This window comes from Morococcus cerebrosus, from assembly GCF_022749515.1.
Classification (GTDB): domain Bacteria; phylum Pseudomonadota; class Gammaproteobacteria; order Burkholderiales; family Neisseriaceae; genus Neisseria; species Neisseria cerebrosa.
Genome location: NZ_CP094242.1, coordinates 1,615,597 through 1,639,307, shown reverse-complemented (window position 1 = coordinate 1,639,307; position 23,711 = coordinate 1,615,597). Strand labels below are relative to the sequence as shown.

Genomic DNA, 23,711 nt, shown 5'->3' with positions numbered 1-23,711 from the left:
AGTTTCGGATTATAGTTTTACTGTCCGGCTTTGGCAAGGGTGAAGCCTGATGGTTTCGGCTATCTGTTTGAAGCGGCTTTGAATTTGTTTGACGTAAGGTCGGGTAGGGCAGACGGGATGTCTTGTTTTTCACTTGAATCCGCCATATTTTCAGACGACCTTTGTTCGGTAAACGAGTGTGGCGGAATTTAATGGCTGCTATATAATCTCAGCTTTAATTTTTAATAAAAAACAGGGCTGATGGACAATATTTTGCATGAATTGTTTGCGCGTCAGGCGTTTACGTCGAGTTTGGTGGAGCGCAATTTCGGACAGGTTTCGGGCTGGATAGAGCTGGTCGGCGTATTGATGCTGATGGCGGCGACGTATTGGCTGTCAAACCGACTAAAAAACCGTTATTTCTTTGCGGAACAAGGTAACTTCGCGCTATTGCGGCATATCGGCAGGCGGATTTTGTGGCCGGTGCTGATGATGATTTTCGGCGCGGCGGCTTTGTTTGTCTGCAACCTGACGGAGTTTCGCGCGGTATGGCTGCATCTGCTGATTTTGGCGGCGCGCTGGATGATTTTGATTCGGGTCAGCGTGGCGGTCGTTCATGCCGCTTTGCCGCAAAACAAACTGACCGACTGGCTGGAGAAATCAGTCTCCATGGTTTTGTGGGTAGGCTTCGTGCTTTGGCTGTCGGGCTTGGACGATAAGATTTTGGAGATGCTCGACGGCATCAGCTTCTCAGTCGGTTCGGGCAGGCTCAGCCTGCTGATGATTCTGAACGGGATTTTGTGGGTCGGGCTTCTGATGATAGGTGCGTCATGGCTGGCGCGTTTTATCGGCGAGCGTTTGGAAAAAAGCAGCCTGGACAATAATCTGTCCATGATTTTGTCCAAAATCATCAAAACGGTGATGATGGTTTTGGCGGTATTGATTGCGCTGCCGCTGGTGGGGATTGATTTGACGGTATTGTCGGTGTTCGGCGGTGCGTTGGGTGTCGGTATCGGTTTCGGTCTGCAAAAAGTGGCGAGCAACTATATTTCCGGTTTCATCATTTTGGGCGACCGCTCCATCCGCATGAACGACCGTCTGACCGTCAACAACTTTACCGGTTATGTCACCAAAATTACCTCGCGCTTTGTCGTGCTGCGCAATGCCAACGGTACGGAGGCGCTGATTCCGAACGAAACTTTCGTGACCTCAATGGTGGTCAACGAATCCTATACCAGCCGCGAATTGCAGCAGTCGTTCAATATACAGGTTGCCTATCATTCTGATTTGATTAAGGCGCTCGACATCATCAAAAGCGCAGCCGCCGCGCAGCCGCGTGTTTCCAAACATCCCGCGCCTTTGGCGGTGGTGACCAATTTCGGCGACAACGGTATCGATTTGCGCGCGACTTATTGGGTGAAAGATCCTGAAAACGGCTTTGCCGCGCTGCAATCAGCGATTTTTCTGGATATTTGGCAGCAGTTTAACGAACACGACATCGAGTTCCCTTATCCGCAACGCGAAGTCCGTATCCTGAACGAAGAGCAGTCCCCGAGCAACATCGCCATGATTAAGGCGGGAATGCAGGCGCGCAGCGATACCAAATCCGATCCCGCGATGGACTCTGCCGGAGACGATTGATGGCAAAGCCCTTGAAGTATCCCGTGTCCGCGCTGGTGGTTTTGCATGATGCCGACGGCAATATCCTTCTAATCGAACGCACTTCGCCGCCAGGTTTTTGGCAGTCGGTAACCGGCAGCATCGAGCCGGACGAAACCATAGAGGAAACCGCCAAGCGCGAAGTTTGGGAGGAAACCGGCATCCGCCTTGCGGACGGACAGCTCTGCAACTGGCACGACAGCACGGTTTACGAAATCTACCATCATTGGCGGCACCGCTATCCGAAAGGTGTGTTCGAAAACCGCGAACACATCTTTTCCGCCGAAATTCCGCGCGATGCGGTGATTGTTTTGCAGCCTGACGAACACGTCGCTTACGGATGGTTCGGCATAGAAGAAGCGGCGGAAAAAGTGTTCTCCCCGTCGAACAAAAGGGCTATTTTGGAATTGGGGAAAAGGTTGGGGAAATAGAACCAGCCTGATTGCTTAAAGGTCGTCTGAAAACAGCGATTGCGTTTTCAGACGACCTTTTTCCGCATTTTCAGAGAGTCTTTTGTTTGCTATACTTCCGCCGTTCAAACTTCCGTCAAATAAAGGAAATAAAATGGCAGACTTCAATAAAATCCTGACTCCGGGCGATGTGGAAGCCGGTATCATCAACGTCGTCAACGAAATTCCCGCCGGCAGCAACCACAAAATCGAATGGAACCGCCGCCTCGGCGCATTCCAACTTGACCGCGTCGAACCCGCGATTTTCGCCAAACCGACCAACTACGGCTTCATCCCGCAAACCTTGGACGAGGATGGCGACGAATTGGACGTATTGCTGGTTACCGAACAGCCCTTGGCGACAGGCATCTTCTTGGAAGCGCGCGTCATCGGTGTGATGAAGTTTGTCGATGACGGCGAAGTGGACGACAAAGTCGTCTGCGTCCCCGCCGACGACCGTAACAACGGCAACGCCTACAAAACCCTTGCTGATTTGCCGCAGCAGCTGATCAAGCAAATCGAGTTCCACTTCAACCACTACAAAGACCTGAAAAAAGCAGGTACAACCAAAGTCGAATCTTGGGGCGATGTGGAAGAAGCAAAAAAAGTAATTAAAGAATCCATCGAGCGTTGGAATAAACAGGCTTGATGTTTCATTTCAATAAATAAAGAAAGGTCGTCTGAAAATGGTTTTCAGACGACCTTTTGTATTTTGATAGTAACCCGTACTGAAAGAATGGATGCTTGTATCCGGCGTACTCTTTAATGGGGCGCACCCCCCCTGCGCAGCTTTCGGATGCATATGAAAAAGTCGGATTTGAGAATCTGAACTTTATTTTTACAAATATAGTGGATTAACTTTAAACCAGTACGGCGTTGCCTCGCCTTGCCGTACTATCTGTACTGTCTGCGGCTTCGTCGCCTTGTCCTGATTTAAATTTAATCCACTATAAAGAGGTCGTCTGAAAATTGAAAACAGGTTTTCAGACGACCTCTTGCTTTTCCTCTAAATCCAACCGTCACACCGATAATTGTTCCAACAAAGCCTGTTTCAACGACGACTGCGTTTTCGGATTTTTCAAATCGGGGCTGAAGACGATGAAGCTGTCTTCGACGCGTTCGTCCAGCGTGGAAATTTTGGCGTAGCGCAGGCTGACGTTGTGGGCGAAGAAGACTTCCGCCATGTCGGCGAGCAGGAAAGGGCGGTTGACGGCGGTGATTTCGACGGAGTACCAGTCGGGGTAGTCTTCTTCGGGGGTGATGGTGATGCTTGGCGCAATTGGCATGTAGCGGCTGCGGCGGCTGATGCGGCGGCTGTGGCTTTGGGTTTCGGCAACGGTGTGTCCGTGGATAAAGCTGTTGAGTTCGGCTTCGAGCGCGCTTTGGATGTCGGGGTAGTCTTCGGGGGCGTGCTGCGAGGGGATTTGTACGATGAAGGTGTCGAGGATGTAGTCGTGTTCGGTGATGAAGGCGCGGGCGGCGAGAATGTCGAAACCGTGGCGGCTGAAGATGCGGCAGAGGCGGGCGAACAGGCGCGATCCGTTGGGCATGAAGACCATGACTTGGAAGCTGTCGCTCTTGGGCAGGATGCGGCTGCGGACGATGGGGGTTTCAAAGTCGTGTACGAGGTTGGCAGCGTGCCACAGGATTTCGCGGGACTGATGGCGGGCGAAGTAGGCGGAACCGAGCGCGTTCCATAGTTTTTTCTGCTGTTTTTCGGGGACGGCGGCGCGGGTAAGCAAATCGGCGGCTTCTTGTTGGCGGCGGCCGAAGAGGGCGTGCGGGTTGCCGCCGTTGCCTGCGAGGTAGCGTCCGGCGGCGTGAAACAGGCTTTCCAGCAGGCTGGCGCGCCATGCGTTCCACAGTTTGGGATTGGTGCCGCGTATGTCGGAAATGGTCAGGAGGTAGAGTGCGCTGAGGCGTTCGTGGGTTTGTACGCGTTTGCAGAAGGCATCGAGTACGTCGGGGTCTTGGATGTCTTCTTTTTGGGCGACGGTGGACATGAGCAGGTGGTTTTCGACCAGCCAGGCGAGCAGGTTGCTTTCTTCTTCGGTCAGGAAGTGGTCGGCGGCAAATTGGCGCGCGTCTGCGATGCCTTGTACGGCATGGTCGCCGCCGCGTCCTTTGGCGATGTCGTGGAAGAAGGCGGCGAGATAGAGGATGTCTTGTTTTTCAAAGGACTGCATCAGTGCGGAGGCGTAGGGCAGCTCGTGGCTGTGCATGTCTAGGGCAAGACGGCGGACGTTGCGGACGACGGCGAGGATGTGGTCGTCCACGGGATAGATGTGGAACAGGTCATGCTGGAGCAGGCCGACGATTTTTTCCCACGCGGGCAGGTAGCGGCCCAACACGCCGTAGAGGTTGAGAAAGCGCAGGGTTTGGGTCAGTCCGTTGCCGCGGCGGAAAAAGCCGGCGAAGCGGCGGCGGTTTTCGGGATTTTGGTAGAAGCTGCGGTTGATTTTGCGCGTCGCGCCCCACCAAGCGCGCAGGGTTTGCGGTTCGAGCGCGGTAATGTCGTTGCGCTGCTGCATGATTTCAACGATTTTGAAAATGTGTTCGGGTCGTCTGAAAAAAATATCGGTGTGTCGCGCAGCGATTTGGTTGTTCACTTGGATGTAGTCGTCGTCAATCCGCAGGGTAACGCGCATCGGCGTCGAAGAAACGCGGCTTTGTAGCATGGGCGTGAGGATGCCGCTCAGTTGTTTGACGGTTTTAATCGCGCGGTAAAACACGCGCATCAATTCTTCGCTTTGGCGGCGGAGGTTCAAGCCTTGATAGCCCATGCTTTCGGCGACTTGCGGCTGCAAATCGAACAGCAGGCGGTCTTCGGTGCGTTTTGCGTTTAAATGCAGATGGATGCGGATGTGGGCGAGGCGGCGGTAGCCGTGTGAAAGCATGCCGGCTTCGGTGCGCGTCAGAATGCCTTGTTTGACCAGCGCAGGCAGGTTGGCCGCTAAGCCTTGCGCCTTCGCTATCCAAAGCAGGGTATGGATATCACGCAGACCGCCGGGACAGCTTTTGATGTTCGGTTCCAATACCGCTCCCGAACCTTGCGATTTGGCATGGCGGTGTTCCATCTCCACCAGTTTAGCTTCGATAAACGCGGCTACATTGCGTTGCGAGTTCATTTTTTCCGTCAACTCGTCCGCGGTTTGGCAGTTGCCGAACAAAAAACGGGCCTCTAAAAACGCCGTGTCCCCCGTAATATCATCGCGCACGCTTTCGCACAGTTCGTCAACGGTGCCGCTTTTGACCGACGGCGAAAGTTTCATATCCCATAAAGCCTGCACGAAAGCCGCAATTTTTTCCTGAAGGTCGTCTGAAACGGTTTCAGACGACACGACTGCCAAATCTAAATCAGAATAAGGATACAGTTCGCCGCGCCCGAAGCCGCCGGTCGCCATCAGGCATAATGCGCTGTTTTGAAAATGCTCTGCCCACAATGCCGCCAGCAAGGTTTCGACTGCCGCCGTGTATTCTCTGAAAAATACCGACACGCGGTTGGCTTTCAAATAATGCGCTTCGGCGGCAGTACGCTGCTGTTTGAAGGTTTCCAATGCTGAAGACAGGTTTGCAGACATTTTTTATTCTTTCAAGTAGTGGGGAGAGGGGGCGGATGATTTGGTGGTCAAATATCGTTTTCAGACGACCTCTGTTGGGCATCAGAGGGATTGGTCATCAGGTTTAGCAGCTCCTGCGGCGGCAGCAGCAACTGATACGCCGCCACACCCAAAGCCGTCGCCATTTTTTCAATATTCGACAACGCAATGTTCCAGCGTTTGCGCTCCACAGCCGATACATAAGTCCTGTCCAAACCGCATTGCCGCGCCAGCTCTTCCTGAGACCAGCCTTTATTCACGCGGAAAAGCCGCATGTTGTACGCCAAGACCGCCCGTAAATCCTGCTCATCAGGCAATTCGGTAGGCGGAGTCAATTTATTGCTCATGATTTTGCTTTCGGATAAATGGTTAAATGAAAGAATTTGCTGTTACGGATTTTACTTCACATAAAAGCCAAAAAAAAGGGGTGGCAACAGCCACACCCAAACACACACACATCAAGAGGAAAGAGATAGAGAGTATTAAATCAAAGCAGATGTATCATCTACTGATCAGAAAATCTTGAGGACTTTGAGAAATGTCGTCTCAGTTCCAATGTCAGCGATTATAAATGAAACTCAATTTGGAGCTTTGATTCAAATCAAGTAGTTGTATATTTATAAAATATATTTTTTAAATAGATTATTTTAATAATAAAAAATAAAAAACCGCACCATTCGGTGCGGTTTTTTTATTTCCACATAAGGAATTAGCGTTTTTTACCGGTAACGGTAGCAACCGCCAGGTTTTCGTTACGTTTCAGAGAAACGCTTTCTACACCTTCAGGCAGTTGGATGTCAGACAGGTGAAGGATGTCGCCGGCAACGACTTTAGTGCAGTCCAAATCCAAGTATGCAGGGATGTTGGCAGGCAAAGCAACCACTTCAATAGTAGTGTTCAACAGGGATACGCGACCGCCTTGCAGTTTCACGGCTTGAGAGTTTTCAGCGTTAACAATGTGCAGGGGAACACGGATGCGTACAGGTTGGTCGGCTTTAACGGCCTGGAAGTCGATATGTTGAACTTCGCGACGGAATGGGTGCATTTGGAAATCACGGACGATAACGTCTTTGGTTTCACCGTTCAGGGACAGTTTGATCAGTGCAGTGTGGAAAGATTCTTTTTCCAATGCGTAGAATACAGTTTTGTGATCCACAGCAATTGCAACGGGCTCTTGACCTTCACCGTACAAAATACCGGGGATTTGGCCTTCGCGACGCAGGCGGCGGCTCGCACCAGTGCCTTGTGCTTCACGAACAGAGGCTTGAATTTCATAAGTCATGTTAAATACTCCAAATTAAATAAAACTACCGTCATCGGCCGCGACCAGCTTAAGACGGCTTCGGGGTTATGGCAGCAACATGCTGCCTGTCATCACTTCTTCATTGAAAAGATATGAGACGGATTCTTCATTACTGATGCGGCGGACCGTTTCAGCCAAAAGGCCGGCAATCGTCACTTGACGGATACGGTCGCATTGTTTGGCCGCTTCAGACAAAGGGATGGTGTCGGTAACGACAACTTGGTCGATTTCAGACGAGGCAATACGGCTAACTGCCTCTCCCGAGAATACGGCATGGCTGGCATATGCCAAGACACGTTCTGCTCCGCGCTCTTTCAAAGCGACGGCAGCTTTACACAGCGTATTAGCGGTATCAATCATGTCATCCACAATCAGACAGGTACGGCCTTGAATATCGCCAATAATATTCATGACTTCCGCCACATTGGCTTTCGGGCGGCGTTTGTCGATAATCGCCAAATCGGCATTTAATGATTTTGCAACAGCACGGGCGCGGACTACGCCACCGATATCCGGGCTGACTACGGTCAGGTTTTCAATCCGCTGCTGTTTGATGTCATTCAATAGAATAGGAGTGGCATAGATGTTGTCGACAGGGATATCAAAGAAACCCTGAATCTGGTCGGCATGCAAATCGACAGTCAAAACACGGTCGATACCTGCCGAATACAACATATTCGCCACCAGTTTGGCGGAAATCGGAACGCGTACAGAACGCGGACGGCGATCCTGGCGGGCATAGCCGAAATAGGGAATTGCCGCGGTAATACGACCGGCGGAAGCGCGTTTCAGCGCATCGGCCATAGTAAGGATTTCCATCAGGTTGTCGTTGGTTGGAGCACAAGTAGGCTGGAGGATGAAAACATCACGACCACGAACGTTTTCCATCAATTCGACAGCAATTTCGCCATCTGAAAATTTGGATACTGTAGCCTCGCCCAATGAAATATCCAAGTGTTTGACAACACGTTGTGCCAATTCCGGATTTGCATTACCGGTAAATACCATCAAACTGTCGTATGCAGCCATATCTTCACCTGATTTTATGTTTAACTTCCGCTCAGAAAACGTCATGCTTCCCTCTGCTTTATGTCCAAGACATTATGGGCGTTATTATACGCATAATGACCGGCATAGTGAATTAAATTTGTGGCGTTACATCGCTATCGCGCCTCATTTCAATCCAAATTTATCACTATAAAACAAAGTCTTTCAGCGTTATCATTGATTTTCAACATAAAAGAGCGTGTAAGGAAACTTACACGCTCTTATTTGGCTGGGGAGGAAGGATTCGAACCTTCGCATGCTGGAATCAAAATCCAGTGTCTTAACCGCTTGACGACTCCCCAATAAAGGGTGCTGGCTGGGGAGGAAGGATTCGAACCTTCGCATGCTGGAATCAAAATCCAGTGTCTTAACCGCTTGACGACTCCCCAACAAAGGGATTTGGCTGGGGAGGAAGGATTCGAACCTTCGCATGCTGGAATCAAAATCCAGTGTCTTAACCGCTTGACGACTCCCCAACTTTATCAAATCATTTGAAACAATGGATGAATGTCTAAACCTTCAACACAATATGCTTCATATGATTGTGAAACTTGTTGGTATATATTGTTTGCTTCTTGCCGACTATCCGTAGAGAGAAATATACACGCTCCAGATCCTGTCATTAGCGTAGAACCATATTCGGATAATTCACAATAAGCTTTCCAAACCTCAGGATATTCCTGAAAAACAACAGCCTGCATATCATTTCTAAACGGCTGCAAAGATTGGAAAGTCGGCATTATGCTTGGTTTGGAATTTCGTGTCAAGTTCCCATGCGAGAAAATTTTGGGAGTGGAAACATGGGCCTTGGGTTTGATGACGACATACCATTGCTTCGGTATATCGATAGGGGATAATTGCTCGCCTATACCTTTGGCAAAGGCATTTTTGCCGAAAAGGAAGAAGGGAATATCTGCGCCCAGAGTCGCACTTAAATTAATTAACTGCTGGCGGGATAATCCGCATTCCCACCAATGGTTCAATACGGTGAGTACGGTTGCCGCATCCGAACTGCCACCTCCCAAGCCGGCGCCTGTCGGGATTTTTTTATCCAACCAAATTTCAACACCTGATTTTGAGTTAGTGTGTTTTTGCAGTAAAGATGCGGCACGGTATGCCAGGTCTTGTTCCGGTGGAATACCGCCTGTCGGTGTGTGGAGTATGATAAGGTCGTCTGAACGTGGTTTCAGATAAACGGTATCACATAAGTCAATCAGGCAGAAAATGCTTTCTAGGTTGTGGTAGCCGTCTGCGCGTTTCCCGGTGATTCTGAGATCCAGATTGAGTTTGGCAGGAGCCGGGAAGGCTTGTGCTTCGTTTGGAATCATTTTATTTACGGTTGTCTGGCGAGATGGTTATTTTCTGGCGGCACATTGGGTTTGGGTGTTGCCCTCGGGATGATCGTCGAGGTTGTCGAATGCCAAGCGCAGAGTGAGTTTTGGGCTTTCCAATAGGAGGGTTTTGGGTTTGCCGTTGCTGTTGAGTGTGCGGGAAATTGTCCAGTCGAATTGTTGCAGGCGGCTGTCCGGGAGCAGTTGGTATGGTGCGCCGGCTACACGTTTTCCGCTTGCCCAAATGTGCAGATATTGGATAGGGAGTTCGAATCCCAATAGGCGGTTGCTAAGTTCTTGTGCGGTAGCGGCTTCATATGTACGGCCTTTGTTATCGACAGCCAATACGCCTTGATTATCTTGACACAACTGCCCTACGGTGCTGCCGATCGGGGTGTTGATGTTGATGGTTTGAACTTGGTTTTGGTATGTCCAATCGAAGTTGGCGTAAGAGCCTTTGCCTTCGAGTTTGACGGCGATTCGCCCTTCGGCGGAAAAATCGTTGACTGTTTCAGCCGGTTGCCAACCATTTTGCTGCGGGAGCTCGGGGCGGGCGCAGGCGGTGATGAGGAGGGTTAGGGCGGCTGCGGATAATATATTGGTCTGTTTCATGATAAATCCTGTGCAGGGGAAGGGTCGTCTGAAAAGTTTTCAGACGACCTGTTTTTTATTTTGTTTTGGCGGAGGGGTGTTTTTTGCGCGGGGGAACGGGAATATTGAATCGGCGCATGGTTTCTTTCAATAAACCGATGTCGCCTTCTTGTTTCAAACCTTCGTTCCAAATGGCTTTGGCATCTTCGGGCTTGCCGAGCTTCCACAAAACTTCGCCCAAATGCGAGGCGACTTCGGCGTCGGGATATTGTTCGAAGGCGTATTGCAGGTAGGGCAAGGCAGTTTCGGCATCGCCTTTCAGATAATATGCCCAACCGAGGCTGTCGTTGATGGCGGGGTTTTCCGGATCAACCTGATACGCGGCCTGAATCAGTTTGAATGCTTCGTTTAAATCATATTTCGGGGAAGAAAGCATGATATAGCCTAGAGCATTCATGCCGCTGGTACTGTCGGGGGATATTTCCAACTGGCGGCGAAGGTCGGCAATGGCTTTGTCGCGCTCTCCAATTTTGTCGTAAACCATGGCGCGTTGGTAGAGGATGTCGGGCAGCAGTTGGTTGGCATCAGGCTGTTTGGAAGCTTTTGCCATAAGTGTATTCAGCTCTGATAGTGCTTTCTTAGGGTTGTCGTGTTTGGCGATGGCAAACAGGGAAACACGTTGCAATTCGCGCGCACTGAAAAAGCGTCCTTGCTGCTCGGGCAGTTTGAGCGCACGTTGTGCCAATTCCCACGCGGCTTTGCCGTTGCCTTGTTCGGCTTCGAGCGAGGCGCTGAGAACGGTTTTGTCGAAAATGTAATCCGCAGAATTGATTTTGCCGAGCCATTGTTTGGCCTTGACGTAATCTTTGGCATCGGCATAAGTCATGGCGCCGATCAGGGCGGCACGGCTTTGTTGTTGGCTTGTGCCGGATTGGTAGGCTTTTTCGAGGTAATGGTTGACAACGGATAAGTCATCTTTACGGCTGGAGGATAGTATCGCAGCCTGGATAAACAAATCGGGCGAGGGGTTGTCTTCCAGTAACGTTTTCAGACGACTGTATGCCTTGTCGGGACGGTGGTTGGCAACCAGGTTGGTGATTTCAAGCTCCTGCCATACGGATGACAGTTTGCGCGTGTCGGTTTGTTCGAAGAATCCGTTGAGGATTTCCGGACTGCGTTGCGCCATCAGGCGCAAGGTGAGCATGGTCGGGGGCAGGATTTCAGAATCCAGTTTGGCAAGTCTTTGCAGGGCGGCAATGGCATTTTTTTTCTTACCGTCGTATGCGCTGTAAATGGCATCTGCAATCGCCGCTTCAGGCATTTCAGGGTATTTGAGTGTTTCTTTATGAACTTGTGCCGAGGCCTTTTCTGCCAAATCAGGCTGCTGGACGGCGGTTTGGGCGAGAAGCAGGAAAATACGGCGGTTTTGTTCTTCAGTAGCGCCTGCGAGGACTTCATCCAAGCCGCTGAGGTGTTTGTCGTTTTTTCCGAGCAGAAAGTCGCGCAGCCAGGTCATGCGTTTTTGTGCTGCACCCGGAACAGGTTCGATTTCCCGCCATTTTTGATAAATCAATTCGGCCTGTTCGAATGCATTGAGTGAAACTGCCATTTCCAATGCGCGTTCTGCTACGTCGGGTGATTTTGTGCGGTCGAGCATATGCATATAGGTGCCCAAAGCCATGCCGGCATCCCCTTTTTGCAAAGCCATTTCGCCGCCTAAAAGCGTGAAAATTTTCCAAGCGCGATCGTTTGCAGCAATCAAACGCTCTTGTTCGGCGAGCCTTGCTTCAGGCGTACGGCGGTTTTTTTTCTGAATGGCCTGGGATTGGATTTTGACTTCTGGTGCAGATTCTTGCTTGGCGGCAATGGTTTGGGCAGAAAACAGCAGTATGACGGCTGCTGCCAGTGTGCGGATATGGGACGGAGACAAAAACATGATAAGCCTTTATTCAAAAAAACGGACTGAAGCGCAGATAATCCGTCGTGAAAACAGCCGATACTTTATCACAAGCGCTTGTCTTTGTAGATTCGTGAGCTTTAAGCAACCGTAAACCTAATGTAATATTCTTTTTTCAGACGACCTATCAATCATTGTTTTCGGAGTCTGTATATGGAGATGAGGCAGACCGATCTTGTGGATTTTTTCGGGCAGGCATTTCGTTATGCCAGCATAGTGCAAGAGGAACGAAACCGTTTTGTCCGGCAGGAAGGTAAAACAGCCGCCGTTTTGCTGGCAGTCGTTCGGCGGGAAGGGCAGTGGCAAATTTTGCTGACGCGTCGCGCCGATACCCTGCGACACCATACCGGGCAGATTGCTTTTGCCGGAGGAAGGTCAGACGAAGGGGATAAAGACTTTATTGTGACAGCATTGCGTGAAACTGAAGAGGAGACGGGAATTGCACCGCATTTTTGGCAGGTTTTTCCACTGTTGCCGCCTTATTACACGCCGTCCGGTTATGAAGTACATCCGGTTTTGGCACTCTGTCTGGAAAATCCGCCAACTTGTGCCAATAGTGGGGAAGTGGCTGAAATCTTTTACTTGCCATTGGATTTCGCACTGGATATGGGCAACTATGGCAGCCGCAGCTTCATTCATGAAGGCAATATGATTGCTACGCCTGTTTTGCCGTATTTGCATTACGATATTTGGGGATTGACTGCGCTGATATTGTATGGGTTGGCAGAACGTTACCGGTATTATTGTGCCGGTCAGAAGGGTGTAGAGTGAAAATACGGATACAGGATTTTGCTGTGCTTTACGGTTGAGGTTGTTACAGTGAAATTATGTCATGTTACAATTAACACATTGATGATTATTACAAAATCATTTTTAGTGATGTGGTCTGGGAATGAAGCCAATGAATCATTGTGGCCCCGGATAGCTGGATACTTTAGAAATATAAAGTAAGAGGAAAATTTATGAAACCGATTAAAAAAGCCGTTTTCCCTGTAGCCGGTATGGGTACGCGCTTTCTGCCTGCCACCAAAGCCAGTCCGAAAGAAATGCTGCCTATCGTCGATAAGCCGTTGATTCAATACGCGGTAGAAGAAGCAGTAGAAGCAGGTTGCACAGAAATGGTGTTCATTACAGGCCGCAACAAACGCAGTATCGAAGACCATTTCGACAAAGCCTACGAGCTGGAAACCGAGCTGGAAATGCGTCAAAAAGACAAACTGCTGGAACACGTTAAAGACATTCTGCCTTCTAACATTACCTGCCTTTATATTCGTCAAGCCGAGGCTTTGGGTTTAGGACACGCCGTATTGTGCGCCCGTGCCGCAGTGGGCGACGAACCCTTTGCCGTTATTCTCGCCGACGACCTGATTGACGCGCCCAAAGGCGCACTGAAGCAAATGGTCGATATCTACAATCAAAGCGGCAACAGCGTTTTGGGCGTGGAAACCGTCGATCCGTCGCAAACCGGTTCTTATGGCATTGTAGAAGTGGAAAAATTAAACAGCTTTCAACGGATTACCAATATTGTAGAGAAACCGAAGCCCGAAGAAGCGCCGTCCAATCTTGCTGTTGTCGGCCGTTATATCCTGACCCCTCGCATTTTCAGTCTTCTGGAAAACCTGCCGCGCGGCGCAGGAAACGAAATCCAACTGACCGACGGCATTGCCCGCTTGTTGGATCACGAGTTCGTTCTCGCCCATGCCTTCGACGGCAAACGCTACGATTGCGGCAGCAAACTGGGTTATCTGGAAGCTACCGTCGCCTACGGCTTGAAACATCCGGAAACCGGTGCGCAGTTCCGCGAACTCTTAAAACAATATTCTTAAGCCTGATCTAGTCTTGAAAAGATAAGGTCGTCTGAAAGAGTCTCTTGATTTCTTTTCAGACGACCTTTCCTATTGCAGTGATATAATCCGTTTTCTCTTTTAAATTCAGACATATTATGGACAATACATCCGAAGAAACCATGCGCCTTTCCAAGCGTATGGCGCAATTGGGCTTATGCTCGCGCCGCGAGGCGGATAGCTACATCGAGCAAGGCTGGGTCAAGGTCAACGGGCAAACCGCCGTACTCGGTCAGAAAGTAACCGAACGCGACCGCATCGACCTCAACCGGCAGGCGCATGAAAAACAGGCGGAGCGCGTTACCATCCTGCTCAACAAGCCCGTCGGCTACGTCAGCGCGCAGGCGGAAAAAGGCTATAAATCCGCCGCCGAGCTGATTACCGCCGACAACCGTTGGGAAGGCGACGACAGCCGCATTCCGTTCAGCGAAAAACACAAATTCGGCTTGGCGCCCGCCGGCAGGCTGGACATCGATTCCGTCGGGTTGCTGGTGTTGACGCAGGACGGCCGCATCGCCAAGCAGCTTATCGGCGAAAACAGCGGCAGCGAAAAAGAATATCTCGTGCGCGTGCGCGGCAAATTGGACGAAAAAGGACTTGCCTTGCTGAATCACGGATTGAGTTTGGACGGCGAGAAACTGCGTCCCGCCAAAGTAGAATGGCAAAACGAAGACCAGTTGCGTTTCGTGTTGAAACAAGGCAAAAAGCGGCAAATCCGCCGTATGTGCGAACTCGTCGGTTTGCGTGTCGTCGGGCTGAAGCGGATTCGAATGGGTAAAGTCAAACTGGGCAAACTGCCGCCCGGTAAATGGCGCTATCTGCGGGCGGATGAGTCGTTTTAAATGTTGTAAGCCTGATGTTTGCAGTAAGACAGAGTCGTCTGAAAACTGGTAAGTTGCATTTCAGACGACCTTATTCTTGGGAAAACCGATTATTTGTTTTGTAATAAAGAAGGATTTTTTTTGTATTAAATGGATGATTTAGGTAAGTTGGGTATGTCGTAGAAGAGTGATGCTTTTGAAGTAATTTCTTATTGATTTTTAAGTGTTTTATTTTAGATGTTTGTATTGTATTTTCTAGAGTCATTTCCAGACTTCCAAATAGCACCCTATTTAATTTTTGTCATAAATGTTTAAATTTAATCATCATTCTTGAAAATTAGCTTATAATAGGCAAGTTTCCGTCGAAACAGTTACAAGAATTTTAATAAGGTAACGGCAAAGTCTGAAAAGGGATGCGAGGTTTGTCCGGGTTTGCCATAGAATTTAAATTACCTACATGAAGATAAGACGTTTTCTCCTACATTTTCTCAACCGTCACGCTGTTGCCCGCATTTTGGTATACGGCAAGCTGATGCGCATCGACAAGCCTATCGGCACGTTGTTGCTGCTTTGGCCGACCTATTGGGCGTTATGGGTTGCTTCGGAAGGGATTCCTGAAGCGGATATTTTTTGGGCGTTTACCGCCGGTACGTTCTTTATGCGCAGCGCAGGCTGCGTGATCAACGACTTTGCCGACCGCAATTTTGACGGTTCGGTCGAGCGCACGAAAAACCGCCCCTTTGCCCGCGGGTTGGTTTCTAAAACGGAAGCGATTCTGCTGACCGTCATCCTCTGCCTGCTTGCCGCCCTCTGCATGACGCCGCTGAACCTGTTGACTTGGGTGATGAGCGTTCCCGCGCTGTTTCTGGCGATGACTTACCCCTTTACCAAACGGTTTTTCCCGCTGCCGCAGTTTTATTTGGGGCTGGCGTTTTCTTTCGGGATTCCGATGGCGTTTGCCGCCGTCCGCAGCGGCGTGCCTTCTACGGCGTGGCTGATGTTTACCGCCAATGCTTTGTGGACGCTTGCCTACGACACGATTTATGCGATGTCGGACAAGGAAGACGATTTGAAAATCGGGATTAAAACTTCGGCCATCACGTTCGGCGATCACGATATTTCCGCTTCCATGCTCTGCCATTTTTGGTTTACCGCGCTGATGGCGGTGTTGGGCGTGAAAATCGGCGCGACATGGCCGTATTGGATTATGCTGCCTGCGGTGGTGTGGCTGCAAATCGGTCAATACCATGCCATCAAAACGCGCGACCGCCAGACTTGTTTTAAAGTGTTTTTGGATAACAACCATATCGGTCTGCTCTGGTTCTTGGGTCTGTCGGGACATTATTTGTGGACTATGGCTGCTACGCGGTTGTAAGGCAATATAGTGGATTAACTTTAAACCAGTACGGCGTTGCCTCGCCTTGCCGTACTATCTGTACTGTCTGCGGCTTCGTTGCCTTGTCCTGATTTAAATTTAATCCACTATAGAATGGATAACACGTCGGCGGATTCGCATTTGAAGTGCAACTTTCCATAACAGAAAAAGGCCAGTATGCGGTAGCATACGGCCTTTCCTGCAAGAAAGATTGCCATGAGCTACACACAACTGACCCAAGACGAACGATACCATATCCAATACCTGTCCCGCCACTGCACCATCGCCGAAATCGCCAAACAGCTCAACCGCCACAAAAGCACCATCGCCGAAATCGCCAAACAGCTCAACCGCCACAAAAGCACCATCAGCCGAGAAATCAAGCGGCACTGCATCCAAGGACAGCAATACAGCGCCGATAAAGCCCAACGGCAAAACCGGCTGACCAAACAGCACCGGCGAAAACCCTATAAGCTCGATTCGCAGCTGGTTCAACACATCGACACCCTTATCCGCCGCAAACTCAGTCCCGAACAAGTATGTGCCTACCTGCATAAACACCACGGGATCACACTCCATCACAGCACCGTTTACCGCTACCTCCGCCAAGACAAAAGCAACGGCGGCACTTTGTGGCAACACCTCAGAATATGCAGCAAACCCTACCGCAAACGCTACGGCAGCACATGGACCAGAGGCAAAGTGCCCGACCGCGTCGGCATAGAAAACCGACCTGCTATCGTCGACCAGAAAACCCGCATCGGCGATTGGGAGGCCGACACCATCGTCGGCAAAAATCAGAAAAGCGCGTTATTGACCTTGGTCGAACGCACTACCCGCTACACCATCATCTGCAAATTAAAGAACTTAAAAGCCGAAGACACTGCCCGGGCGGCCATTAGGGTATTAAAGGCATATAAAGCCAGAGTCCACACCATCACCATGGATAACGGCAAAGAGTTCTACCAACACACCAAAATAGCCAAAGCCTTGAAGGCGAAAACCTATTTTTGCCGCCCTTACCATTCTTGGGAGAAAGGGCTGAATGAGAACACCAATGGACTCATCCGGCAATATTTCCCCAAACAAACCGATTTCCGAAACATCAGCGATCGGGAGATACGCAGGGTTCAAGATGAGTTGAACCACCGGCCGAGAAAAACACTTGGCTACGAAACGCCAAGTGTTTTATTCTTAAATCTGTTCCAACCACTGGTACCCTAGTGTTGCACTTGAAATCCGAATCCAAGGTCGTCTGAAAAGGTTTTCAGACGACGTTTTGTGTTTTTAGGGAAGGGCGGATTGATGGATAGCTGCTGGGTTTTATCCGGTGTCCGAACCTGCTGCAAGCCATTTGCCGCCGTTTTCAGACGACCTTGTGTATGAGTTAAGAAATATCAAAGAAGCAGCGTTTCTTGTTAGCAATCTGAGTGTAAATTGCGTGTTCAGGATTGAGGTTTGTACAGACAGTCGGTACAATTCCATTTCATTTTGCCACATCAAAAGAGATTTCTATGAGCCTTATCGGCGAAATTTTGCCTTTGTCCCATATCGTTTTAGACTTGGAAGTCGGCAGCAAAAAACGCTTGTTTGAAGAAGCGGGCCTGCTGCTTGAACATGAAGCAGAATTACCTCACGGCGATGTCTTCGACTGCCTGTTTGCCCGCGAAAAGCTGGGTTCGACCGGCTTGGGGCAGGGCGTCGCCATCCCGCACGGCCGTCATGCCTGCGTGAAAAAAGCCACCGGCGCGTTTATCCGCACGAAAGAACCGGTCGCTTTCGATGCGCCCGACGGCAAACCCGTATCCCTGATTTTCACTTTGTTGGTGCCGGAAAATGCGACTGGCGAGCATTTGGAAGTCTTGTCCAAACTGGCGGGCAGGTTCTCGCAAAAAGCCGTCCGTGAAGCCTTGATGTCCGCAACCTCTGCCGAGGAGGTGCGCAAACTTCTGGCAGAAGAGTAAAGAATGCCCAGTATATCCGTCCGCCGCCTGTTTTCCGACAATCAGCACAAGCTCCAACTTGCTTGGGCGGCAGGCAATTCGGGTGCGGACAACCGCATCGGAGTAGAGGCCGACAAACCCGTTTTGGCGTTGGTCGGCCATTTGAATTTTATCCATCCCAATCAAATCCAAGTCGTCGGTGTTGCCGAAGCCGAATATCTCAAGCGTCTCGAATCGGGCGAGTTGAATTACGATTTCGGCGAACTCTTCGATATTCCCATGTCGCTGGTCATCGTTGCCAACGGTCTGGCGGTTTCGCCCAAATTGCGCGATTACTGCCATAAAAACGACATCCCGCTCTTGACTTCCAAGCTCGAAAGCCCGTATTTGATGGACGTGTTGCGGATTTATCTGCAACGCACGCTGGCGACTTCCATCGTCAAGCATGGCGTATTCCTCGATGTATTTGAAGTCGGCGTGTTGATTACCGGTCATTCCGGCTTGGGTAAAAGCGAGTTGGCGTTGGAATTGATTTCGCGCGGACACAGCCTGATTGCCGATGATGCGGTCGAGCTTTTCCGCACCGGACCCGAAACGCTCGAAGGCCGCTGCCCGCCGATGCTGCGCGATTTCCTTGAAGTGCGTGGGTTAGGCATACTCAACATCCGCCACATTTTCGGCGAAACTTCCATCCGTCCGAAAAAAATCCTCCAGTTGATTATCAACCTGGTCGCTGCCGACGACGATTACATGAAGCAGCTCGACCGCTTGAGCATACGCACGGAAACCGAGTCCATCCTCAACGTCAACGTCCGTTCCGTCACCCTGCCTGTCGCCGTAGGCCGCAACCTTGCCGTATTGGTTGAAGCGGCGGTGCGCAACTACATCCTCCAGTTGCGCGGCAAAGACAGTACCAAAGAATTCCTCGAACGCCATCAAACACAACTCAAAGAAAACGAACAAAACCATGAAAATCGTCCTGATTAGCGGATTGTCCGGCTCGGGCAAGTCCGTTGCCCTCAAACAGCTTGAAGACCTCGGCTATTTCTGCGTGGACAACCTGCCGCTGGAAATGCTGCCTTCGCTGGTGCTGCACCATATCGAGCGCGCCGATGAAACCAAACTCGGCGTGAGCGTCGATGTCCGTTCCGGTATCAACATTCAGGAAGCGCAGGAGCAAATCCAATACCTGCGCGATGAAGGCCATCAGGTCGAAGTATTGTTTGTGGAGGCAGAAGAAAGCGTGCTGGTGCGCCGTTTTTCCGAAACGCGGCGCGGCCATCCGCTGTCTGGACTGAACCTTACCCTGCTGGAAAGCCTGCAAAAAGAGCGCGAATGGCTGTTCCCGCTTAAAGACATCGCCTACTGCATCGATACATCCAAAATGAACGCGCAGCAACTGCGTTATGCCGTTCAACAATGGCTCAACATCGAGCGCAGGGGGCTTTTGGTTATCCTCGAGTCTTTCGGCTTCAAATACGGCGTGCCGAACAACGCCGATTTCATGTTCGATATGCGCAGCCTGCCCAATCCCTATTACGATCCCGAGCTGCGCCCCTACACCGGCATGGATGCCCCCATTCAAGCGTATCTCGACCAGCAGCCCCTGGCGCAGGAAATGGTGGACGATATCGACCACTTTATGAACCACTGGCTCCCGCGCCTGCAAAAAGAAAGCCGCAGCTACGTTACCATCGCCATCGGCTGTACCGGCGGGCAGCACCGTTCCGTCTATGTCGTCGAAAAACTCGCCCAACGCCTGCAAGGGCATTACGAACTGCTGGTCCGCCACAGACAGGCGCAAAACCTGTCCGGACGTTGATTCCCTTTTCAGACGACCTTTTCGATATAAAAGGAGAAAACCATGAAACCCATCATCACCCTCGCACTCGCCTGCATACTCGCCGCCTGCGCCGCCGAAGTCCCTGCCTACCGCTGGCACCGTACCGGCGCAAGCGAATCCGACGTTTCCCGCCAAATCAACGTTTGCAAATCACAAGCGCAACACGACGCCAAACACGGACGCGAATCCAAATCCCTTGAACAATGTATGGACGAAGCCGGCTACTACCGCTACGAACACGGCAACCTCTAAACCTTGAGCGCCCCAAACCAAAAGGTCGTCTGAAAAACCGCGAAGGCTTTCAGACGACCTTTGCACAGAAAACGGACAAACCTCAAGGTCGTCTGAAAACACCGCCGAACCGCTTTTCAGACGACCCCACCGCAAATCAGACAGAAAGAAAAAGAACATGGCAATCCAATGGTTTCCCGGCCACATGAACAAAGCAAAAAAAGCCATCGCCGAACGCATCAAAAGCGTCGATATGGTGATTGAAATGCTGGACGCGCGTATGCCCGCCTCCAGCGAAAACCCCCTGCTTGCCCAGCTTTCCAAAGGCAAACCCAAACTCAAAATCCTCAACAAACAAGACCTTGCCGACCCCGAGCGCACCAAAATCTGGCTCGAACACTACAATAGCCGCCCCGACACCCGCGCCATCGCCCTCGATTCCTCCGAAACCGGCGCACACGGCAAAATCACCCAAGCCTGCCGCGCCATGATTCCCCACCGCCAAGGCATAGAAAAACCCCTGCGCGTCCTCATCTGCGGCATCCCCAACGTCGGCAAATCCACCCTCATCAACGGCATGATAGGCAAAAAATCCGCCAAAACCGGCAACGAACCCGGCATCACCAAAGCCGAACAACGCCTCTTCCTCGCCGACGACTTCTGGCTCTACGACACCCCCGGAATGCTGTGGCCGAAAATCATCGTCGAAGAAGGCGGCTACAACCTCGCCGCCGGCGGCGCAGTCGGACGCAACGCGCTGGACGAAGAAGAAGTCGCCCTTGAGCTTTTAGACTACCTCCGCCGCCACTACCTCCCCATGTTGCAAGAACGCTACCAAGCCGACAAAGATCCCAGCAGCCACTGGGACGACAACTCCTGGCTTGAATGGATAGCCAAAAAACGCGGCGCAGTCCTCAGCGGCGGACGGGTCAACTACCAAAAAGCCGCCGAAAACATCCTCACCGACTTCCGCGAAGGCAAAATCGGCAGAATCACCCTCGAAACGCCGAACCAATGGGAAACATGGCTCAAAAAAGCCCGCCAAAAAGAAGCCGAACTCAAAGCCATTCGCGAAGCCAGAAAGGCAGAACGTAAAGGGCAGAAGCCTGCGGACGAGTAGGGCGGTATGGTGGGCTAAAATAGAAAATATCCGTGTCTCCATTTCCGCATAGGAATGAATTCAAGCATCGAACGCTATATAATTTGCTACAAAAAGGTCGTCTGAAACCCGAAACTTATTTTCAGACGACCTGTTCCAAATATTCACAATCAACAAGAAAACCAAAAAATGACCGAAACCCAATCCCTAGAACTCGCCAAAGCGTTGATTTCCCGCCCGTCCGTTACCCCCGACGACCGAGATTGCCAAAAACTGCTTGCCGAACGCCTGCACAAAATCGGTTTTGCGGCTGAAGAACTCCATTTCGGCGACACCAAAAACATCTGGTTGCGACGCGGCACGCAGGCTCCCGTCGTCTGTTTTGCAGGGCATACCGACGTCGTGCCGACGGGCCCTGTTGAAAAATGGGATTCGCACCCGTTCGAACCGACCGAGCGCGACGGAAGATTATACGGGCGCGGCGCGGCGGACATGAAAACCAGCATCGCCTGCTTCGTTACCGCCTGCGAACGCTTCGTTGCCGAACATCCCGACCACCAAGGCAGCATTGCGCTCCTGATTACTTCCGACGAAGAGGGCGACGCGTTGGACGGCACGACCAAAGTCGTCGATGTATTGAAAGCGCGCGACGAGCTTATCGACTACTGCATCGTCGGCGAACCGACCGCCGTGGACAAATTGGGCGATATGATTAAAAACGGCCGGCGCGGCTCGCTGTCGGGCAACCTGACCGTCAAAGGCAAGCAAGGGCATATTGCTTATCCCCATTTGGCAATCAATCCCGTGCATACTTTTGCCCCGGCCTTGTTAGAGCTGACGCAGGAAGTCTGGGACGAAGGCAACGAATACTTCCCGCCGACCAGCTTTCAAATTTCCAATATCAACGGCGGTACAGGCGCGACCAATGTCATTCCGGGCGAGCTGAACGTCAAATTCAATTTCCGCTTCTCCACCGAGTCCACCGAAGCAGGGCTGAAACAACGCGTTCACACCATTTTGGACAAACACGGTGTGCAATACGATTTGCAGTGGTCGTGTTCGGGGCAGCCCTTCTTGACCCACGCGGGCAAACTGACCAACGTGGCACGCGCCGCCATCTCCGAAACCTGTGGCGTAGAGACCGAATTGTCCACCACCGGCGGCACTTCGGACGGACGCTTTATTAAAGCCATTGCGAAAGAACTCATCGAATTAGGCCCGTCCAATGCCACCATCCACCAAATCAACGAAAACGTGCGGCTGGACGACATTCCGAAGCTGTCGGCAGTGTATGAGGGGATATTGGCGCGGTTGTTGGCTGAAAAGGCCGTCTGAAAAGAAAATGAGCTGTCGGATATGGATGTCCGACAATTTGATTAGACCTAACGTGAGTTCGAGATAACGCATTGATTTTTATGTAGAGCAATTTATTCGAACGGCAATCCATTCCCTCTCCCGTGGGAGAGGGTTAGGGAGAGGGCATCGGGGCGGCAACGGAAATATTGTCTGTATCTGCCCCGGTTTACCCTCTCCCCGACCCTCCCCCACAGGGGAGGGAGCCAAGTTGCAGGCACGCCAACGGAATTTCGCTTCGCATCAACTGCCTTATTTCGAACGCACATCAAACTTAAATTTGCAAGGTCGTCTGAAAAGCAGATTGCTTGTCGGATATGGATGTCCGACAATTTGATTAGACCTAACGTGAGTTCGAGATAACGCATTGATTTTTATGTAAAGAGATTTATTTTAACGGCAATCCATTCCCTCTCCCGTGGGAGAGGGTTAGGGAGAGGGCATTAGGGCGGCAACGGAAATATTGTCTGTATCCGCCCCGTTTTACCCTCTCCCCAACCCTCCCCCACAGGGGAGGGAGCCAAGTTGCAGGCACGCCGACGGAATTTCGCTTCGCATCAACTGCCTTATTTCGAACGCATGTCAAACTTAAATTTGCAAGGCCGTCTGAAAAGCAGATTGCTTGTCGGATATGGATGTCTGACAATTTGATTAGACCTAACGTGAGTTTGAGATAATACATTGATTTTTTATGTGGAGCGATTTATTTGAACGGCAATCCATTCCCTCTCCCGTGGGAGAGGGTTAGGGAGAGGGCATTGGGGCGGCAACGGAAATATTGTCTGTATCTGCCCCGTTTTACCCTCTCCCCGACCCTCCCCCACAGGGGAGGGAGCCAAGTTGCAGGCACGCCAACGGAATTTCGCTTCGCATCAACTGCCTTATTTCGAACGCACATCAAACTTAAATTTGCAAGGTCGTCTGAAAAGCAGATTGCTTGTCGGATATGGATGTCCGACAATTTGATTAGACCTAACGTGAGTTCGAGATAACGCATTGATTTTTATGTAAAGAGATTTATTTTAACGGCAATCCATTCCCTCTCCCGTGGGAGAGGGTTAGGGAGAGGGCATTAGGGCGGCAACGGAAATATTGTCTGTATCCGCCCCGTTTTACCCTCTCCCCAACCCTCCCCCACAGGGGAGGGAGCCAAGTTGCAGGCACGCCGACGGAATTTCGCTTCGCATCAACTGCCTTATTTCGAACGCATGTCAAACTTAAATTTGCAAGGCCGTCTGAAAAGCAGATTGCTTGTCGGATATGGATGTCTGACAATTTGATTAGACC

General features: G+C 50.9%; 21 protein-coding genes, 3 tRNA genes and 3 pseudogenes. 14 read left to right on the top strand and 13 right to left on the bottom strand.

The features are described 5' to 3' along the window. The first annotated feature begins 240 nt into the window (after positions 1 to 240). The 3 genes from MON37_RS07695 (at position 241) to MON37_RS07685 (ending at position 2,736) form a co-directional block, all read left to right on the top strand. On the top strand, positions 241 to 1,620 hold the full coding sequence (locus MON37_RS07695; RefSeq protein ID WP_039408747.1) for a mechanosensitive ion channel family protein: 1,380 nt from the start codon (positions 241 to 243) through the stop codon (positions 1,618 to 1,620). Next, the gene (nudB, locus tag MON37_RS07690) at positions 1,620 to 2,069 is read left to right on the top strand and encodes a dihydroneopterin triphosphate diphosphatase (RefSeq protein WP_039408744.1); all 450 of its coding nucleotides are present in this window, start codon (positions 1,620 to 1,622) and stop codon (positions 2,067 to 2,069) included. Before MON37_RS07695 ends, nudB begins: the two co-directional genes overlap by 1 nt. 133 nt (positions 2,070 to 2,202) lie before the next feature. After that, entirely contained in the window at positions 2,203 to 2,736 is a 534-nt protein-coding gene (locus MON37_RS07685) for an inorganic diphosphatase (RefSeq protein WP_039408741.1), read from the top strand. A 192-nt stretch (positions 2,737 to 2,928) separates the two neighbouring features. On the opposite strand, the pseudogene MON37_RS07680 reads toward MON37_RS07685, so the two are convergent. From MON37_RS07680 to MON37_RS07630, 11 genes and pseudogenes are all read right to left on the bottom strand, one after another. Then, positions 2,929 to 3,039 (bottom strand): annotated as a pseudogene (locus MON37_RS07680) (IS5/IS1182 family transposase); the annotation flags it as partial. Positions 3,040 to 3,106: 67 nt separating this feature from the next. Then, a complete protein-coding gene (gene glnD / locus MON37_RS07675; protein ID WP_039408738.1) occupies positions 3,107 to 5,668 on the bottom strand; it encodes a [protein-PII] uridylyltransferase in 2,562 nt (853 codons plus the stop codon). A gap of 47 nt (positions 5,669 to 5,715) precedes the next feature. Then, positions 5,716 to 6,033, bottom strand: coding sequence for a helix-turn-helix domain-containing protein (locus tag MON37_RS07670; RefSeq protein ID WP_039408735.1), 318 nt, complete (start codon positions 6,031 to 6,033; stop codon positions 5,716 to 5,718). 362 nt (positions 6,034 to 6,395) lie between these two features. Next, on the bottom strand, positions 6,396 to 6,968 hold the full coding sequence (locus MON37_RS07665) for a 50S ribosomal protein L25/general stress protein Ctc (RefSeq protein WP_039408732.1): 573 nt from the start codon (positions 6,966 to 6,968) through the stop codon (positions 6,396 to 6,398). A gap of 66 nt (positions 6,969 to 7,034) precedes the next feature. After that, complete coding sequence (locus MON37_RS07660; RefSeq protein ID WP_016687469.1) at positions 7,035 to 8,018, bottom strand: ribose-phosphate pyrophosphokinase; 984 nt, start codon at positions 8,016 to 8,018, stop codon at positions 7,035 to 7,037. Between the two features lie 244 nt (positions 8,019 to 8,262). Further along, positions 8,263 to 8,338, bottom strand: a tRNA-Gln gene (locus MON37_RS07655). A gap of 11 nt (positions 8,339 to 8,349) precedes the next feature. Then, a tRNA-Gln gene (locus MON37_RS07650) sits at positions 8,350 to 8,425 on the bottom strand. Positions 8,426 to 8,436: 11 nt separating this feature from the next. Continuing rightward, positions 8,437 to 8,512 (bottom strand) — tRNA-Gln (locus MON37_RS07645). Between the two features lie 6 nt (positions 8,513 to 8,518). Continuing rightward, positions 8,519 to 9,364, bottom strand: a complete 846-nt coding sequence (ispE, locus tag MON37_RS07640; protein WP_039408725.1) for a 4-(cytidine 5'-diphospho)-2-C-methyl-D-erythritol kinase — start codon at positions 9,362 to 9,364, stop codon at positions 8,519 to 8,521. Positions 9,365 to 9,391: 27 nt separating this feature from the next. Beyond that, positions 9,392 to 9,979, bottom strand: a complete 588-nt coding sequence (gene lolB / locus MON37_RS07635) for a lipoprotein insertase outer membrane protein LolB (protein WP_039408721.1) — start codon at positions 9,977 to 9,979, stop codon at positions 9,392 to 9,394. Between the two features lie 55 nt (positions 9,980 to 10,034). After that, on the bottom strand, positions 10,035 to 11,894 hold the full coding sequence (locus MON37_RS07630) for a tetratricopeptide repeat protein (RefSeq protein WP_039408718.1): 1,860 nt from the start codon (positions 11,892 to 11,894) through the stop codon (positions 10,035 to 10,037). 174 nt (positions 11,895 to 12,068) lie between these two features. Here MON37_RS07630 and MON37_RS07625 point away from each other — a divergent pair, with 174 nt between their 5' ends. The 4 genes from MON37_RS07625 to ubiA all read left to right on the top strand — a co-directional run bounded on the left by MON37_RS07625 (position 12,069) and on the right by ubiA (position 15,955). Continuing rightward, positions 12,069 to 12,686, top strand: coding sequence for a CoA pyrophosphatase (locus MON37_RS07625; RefSeq protein WP_209323769.1), 618 nt, complete (start codon positions 12,069 to 12,071; stop codon positions 12,684 to 12,686). 191 nt (positions 12,687 to 12,877) lie between these two features. Continuing rightward, complete coding sequence (gene galU, locus MON37_RS07620) at positions 12,878 to 13,741, top strand: UTP--glucose-1-phosphate uridylyltransferase GalU (RefSeq protein WP_039408715.1); 864 nt, start codon at positions 12,878 to 12,880, stop codon at positions 13,739 to 13,741. A 116-nt stretch (positions 13,742 to 13,857) separates the two neighbouring features. Next, a complete protein-coding gene (locus MON37_RS07615) occupies positions 13,858 to 14,601 on the top strand; it encodes a pseudouridine synthase (protein ID WP_016687475.1) in 744 nt (247 codons plus the stop codon). A 436-nt stretch (positions 14,602 to 15,037) separates the two neighbouring features. Continuing rightward, on the top strand, positions 15,038 to 15,955 hold the full coding sequence (ubiA, locus tag MON37_RS07610) for a 4-hydroxybenzoate octaprenyltransferase (protein WP_039408711.1): 918 nt from the start codon (positions 15,038 to 15,040) through the stop codon (positions 15,953 to 15,955). A 4-nt stretch (positions 15,956 to 15,959) separates the two neighbouring features. On the opposite strand, the pseudogene MON37_RS12480 reads toward ubiA, so the two are convergent. Further along, a pseudogene (locus MON37_RS12480) lies at positions 15,960 to 16,067 on the bottom strand (IS5/IS1182 family transposase); the annotation flags it as partial. A gap of 104 nt (positions 16,068 to 16,171) precedes the next feature. Between MON37_RS12480 and MON37_RS07605 the strand changes: the two are divergent. The 7 genes from MON37_RS07605 (at position 16,172) to dapE (ending at position 22,406) form a co-directional block, all read left to right on the top strand. Further along, positions 16,172 to 17,179 (top strand): IS30 family transposase, encoded by a 1,008-nt coding sequence (locus MON37_RS07605; protein WP_242883590.1) that lies wholly within the window; start codon positions 16,172 to 16,174, stop codon positions 17,177 to 17,179. Positions 17,180 to 17,469: 290 nt separating this feature from the next. Further along, positions 17,470 to 17,919 (top strand): PTS IIA-like nitrogen regulatory protein PtsN, encoded by a 450-nt coding sequence (gene ptsN / locus MON37_RS07600; RefSeq protein ID WP_003743926.1) that lies wholly within the window; start codon positions 17,470 to 17,472, stop codon positions 17,917 to 17,919. Between the two features lie 3 nt (positions 17,920 to 17,922). After that, on the top strand, positions 17,923 to 18,885 hold the full coding sequence (gene hprK / locus MON37_RS07595) for an HPr(Ser) kinase/phosphatase (protein WP_003756089.1): 963 nt from the start codon (positions 17,923 to 17,925) through the stop codon (positions 18,883 to 18,885). Continuing rightward, positions 18,866 to 19,720, top strand: a complete 855-nt coding sequence (gene rapZ / locus MON37_RS07590) for an RNase adapter RapZ (protein ID WP_003756091.1) — start codon at positions 18,866 to 18,868, stop codon at positions 19,718 to 19,720. The genes hprK and rapZ overlap by 20 nt, the downstream gene beginning before the upstream one ends. A gap of 42 nt (positions 19,721 to 19,762) precedes the next feature. Beyond that, entirely contained in the window at positions 19,763 to 19,993 is a 231-nt protein-coding gene (locus MON37_RS07585; protein WP_039404187.1) for a hypothetical protein, read from the top strand. A gap of 157 nt (positions 19,994 to 20,150) precedes the next feature. Further along, positions 20,151 to 21,092, top strand: a complete 942-nt coding sequence (gene ylqF / locus MON37_RS07580; protein ID WP_039404188.1) for a ribosome biogenesis GTPase YlqF — start codon at positions 20,151 to 20,153, stop codon at positions 21,090 to 21,092. 168 nt (positions 21,093 to 21,260) lie between these two features. Further along, positions 21,261 to 22,406: a succinyl-diaminopimelate desuccinylase gene (dapE, locus tag MON37_RS07575; RefSeq protein WP_039404189.1), complete on the top strand. Its 1,146-nt coding sequence runs from the start codon at positions 21,261 to 21,263 to the stop codon at positions 22,404 to 22,406. 707 nt (positions 22,407 to 23,113) lie between these two features. On the opposite strand, the pseudogene MON37_RS12475 reads toward dapE, so the two are convergent. Beyond that, positions 23,114 to 23,574, bottom strand: a pseudogene (locus MON37_RS12475) (hypothetical protein); the annotation flags it as partial. Positions 23,575 to 23,711: the final 137 nt, after the last annotated feature.

Excerpts from the sequence above, each read along its gene's own strand:
- MON37_RS07695 (WP_039408747.1), top strand. The coding sequence starts at position 241 with ATGGACAATATTTTGCATGAATTGTTTGCGCGTCAGGCGTTTACGTCG.
- nudB (WP_039408744.1), top strand. The coding sequence starts at position 1,620 with ATGGCAAAGCCCTTGAAGTATCCCGTGTCCGCGCTGGTGGTTTTGCAT.
- MON37_RS07685 (WP_039408741.1), top strand. The coding sequence starts at position 2,203 with ATGGCAGACTTCAATAAAATCCTGACTCCGGGCGATGTGGAAGCCGGT.
- glnD (WP_039408738.1), bottom strand. The coding sequence starts at position 5,668 with ATGTCTGCAAACCTGTCTTCAGCATTGGAAACCTTCAAACAGCAGCGT.
- MON37_RS07670 (WP_039408735.1), bottom strand. The coding sequence starts at position 6,033 with ATGAGCAATAAATTGACTCCGCCTACCGAATTGCCTGATGAGCAGGAT.
- MON37_RS07665 (WP_039408732.1), bottom strand. The coding sequence starts at position 6,968 with ATGACTTATGAAATTCAAGCCTCTGTTCGTGAAGCACAAGGCACTGGT.
- MON37_RS07660 (WP_016687469.1), bottom strand. The coding sequence starts at position 8,018 with ATGGCTGCATACGACAGTTTGATGGTATTTACCGGTAATGCAAATCCG.
- ispE (WP_039408725.1), bottom strand. The coding sequence starts at position 9,364 with ATGATTCCAAACGAAGCACAAGCCTTCCCGGCTCCTGCCAAACTCAAT.
- lolB (WP_039408721.1), bottom strand. The coding sequence starts at position 9,979 with ATGAAACAGACCAATATATTATCCGCAGCCGCCCTAACCCTCCTCATC.
- MON37_RS07630 (WP_039408718.1), bottom strand. The coding sequence starts at position 11,894 with ATGTTTTTGTCTCCGTCCCATATCCGCACACTGGCAGCAGCCGTCATA.
- MON37_RS07625 (WP_209323769.1), top strand. The coding sequence starts at position 12,069 with ATGGAGATGAGGCAGACCGATCTTGTGGATTTTTTCGGGCAGGCATTT.
- galU (WP_039408715.1), top strand. The coding sequence starts at position 12,878 with ATGAAACCGATTAAAAAAGCCGTTTTCCCTGTAGCCGGTATGGGTACG.
- MON37_RS07615 (WP_016687475.1), top strand. The coding sequence starts at position 13,858 with ATGGACAATACATCCGAAGAAACCATGCGCCTTTCCAAGCGTATGGCG.
- ubiA (WP_039408711.1), top strand. The coding sequence starts at position 15,038 with ATGAAGATAAGACGTTTTCTCCTACATTTTCTCAACCGTCACGCTGTT.
- MON37_RS07605 (WP_242883590.1), top strand. The coding sequence starts at position 16,172 with ATGAGCTACACACAACTGACCCAAGACGAACGATACCATATCCAATAC.
- ptsN (WP_003743926.1), top strand. The coding sequence starts at position 17,470 with ATGAGCCTTATCGGCGAAATTTTGCCTTTGTCCCATATCGTTTTAGAC.
- hprK (WP_003756089.1), top strand. The coding sequence starts at position 17,923 with ATGCCCAGTATATCCGTCCGCCGCCTGTTTTCCGACAATCAGCACAAG.
- rapZ (WP_003756091.1), top strand. The coding sequence starts at position 18,866 with ATGAAAATCGTCCTGATTAGCGGATTGTCCGGCTCGGGCAAGTCCGTT.
- MON37_RS07585 (WP_039404187.1), top strand. The coding sequence starts at position 19,763 with ATGAAACCCATCATCACCCTCGCACTCGCCTGCATACTCGCCGCCTGC.
- ylqF (WP_039404188.1), top strand. The coding sequence starts at position 20,151 with ATGGCAATCCAATGGTTTCCCGGCCACATGAACAAAGCAAAAAAAGCC.
- dapE (WP_039404189.1), top strand. The coding sequence starts at position 21,261 with ATGACCGAAACCCAATCCCTAGAACTCGCCAAAGCGTTGATTTCCCGC.